We start from the raw sequence: 1,338 nt of genomic DNA on the forward strand, positions 1-1,338 counted from the left end.
CATCTATACCTCTGGCTCAACCGGCCAGCCCAAAGGGGTGATGGTTGAACATCGTAATGTCGTTAGCCTGATCATCAATAATGGCTTTGCCGATATGGGACCTGACGACTGTATTGCCCATTGCGCCAATGTCTCATTTGACGCCGCCACCTGGGAAGTGTGGGCTGGTCTGGTTCATGGCGCGCGCATTTTGCTCATCCCGGAAAAGACCCTGCTACAGCCCACTCATTTTGGTCAGTGTCTGTCATCGCAAGGGGTCACTGCCCTCTTCCTGACTACGGCCCTGTTTAACCAATATGCGAATCTAATTGGACTATCACTCTCTGGCTTACGCTATGTCCTTTTCGGCGGTGAACAGGCGGATAACCGCCCTGCTATTCATCTCAGAACCGAATTCCCTCCCAAACATTTATTGCATGTGTATGGGCCAACGGAGACCACCACGTTTGCCACCGCCTATGAGATCCCGGCCATGGCAGATCAGGAAGTTGACGGTAGATCCCTATCGGCCACCCCATCGCTAATACCCAGATTTATATTCTGGACGCGCAGGGTCAGCCCGTTCCTTGCGGTGTGGCGGGGGAAATCCATATCGCCGGTGACGGGGTCGCCCGCGGCTACCTGAACCGGCCTGAACTGACCGCTGAACGCTTCCTGGCTGATCCGTTCTCTTCGAAACCTGATGCTCGCATGTACAAGACCGGCGACCTCGGTCGTTGGCTGCCCGATGGTAATATCGAATACCTTGGCCGCAATGACTTTCAGGTCAAGTTGCGGGGCTTCCGTATCGAGTTGGGAGAAATCGAAGCCAAACTCAACCAATGTGACGGCGTGCGTGAGGCGGTGGTGCTGGTTCGCGAAGATGAACCCGGGCAGAAACGGCTGGTCGCTTACCTGCTTCCACAGGAAGGGGTTGAACTGGTGCCCGCTGAACTGCGCCAGCAACTGGTTCAACATCTGGCTGACTATATGTTGCCCAGCGCCTTTATCTCGCTGGACGCCTTCCCGCTCACGCCTAACGGCAAGCTGGATCGTCGTGCCTTGCCTGCGCCAGATGTAGCGGCCGTGGTGACCCGAGATTATGCCGCCCCCGTAGGCGAAACAGAAATCGCTCTGGTCGAGATTTGGCAAGACTTGCTAGGCTTAGAACAGGTGGGACGTCATGATAATTTCTTCGAACTCGGGGGCCATTCCCTGCTGGCTGTCCAGTTGGCGGCTCGCATTCGTCAACAACTGGCTCGCGAGTTGCCATTACAGCAACTCTTTGACCAACCGCTTTTGATCGATCTGGCTCACGCGCTGACTGATACGGCAACCACCTCTCGGGTAAACATCCCC

Annotated in this window: 2 pseudogenes; both read left to right on the plus strand. The window is 55.8% G+C overall.

What is annotated here, in order from left to right:
• Nucleotides 1-19: 19 nt before the first annotated feature.
• Nucleotides 20-625 (plus strand): annotated as a pseudogene (locus ACSJJG_RS10950) (AMP-binding protein); the annotation flags it as partial.
• Nucleotides 541-1,242 (plus strand): annotated as a pseudogene (locus ACSJJG_RS10955) (non-ribosomal peptide synthetase); the annotation flags it as partial. The pseudogenes ACSJJG_RS10950 and ACSJJG_RS10955, both read left to right, overlap by 85 nt.
• Between the last annotated feature and the right edge of the window lie 96 nt (nt 1,243-1,338).

It is taken from the genome of Xenorhabdus sp. SGI 60 (assembly GCF_056632175.1).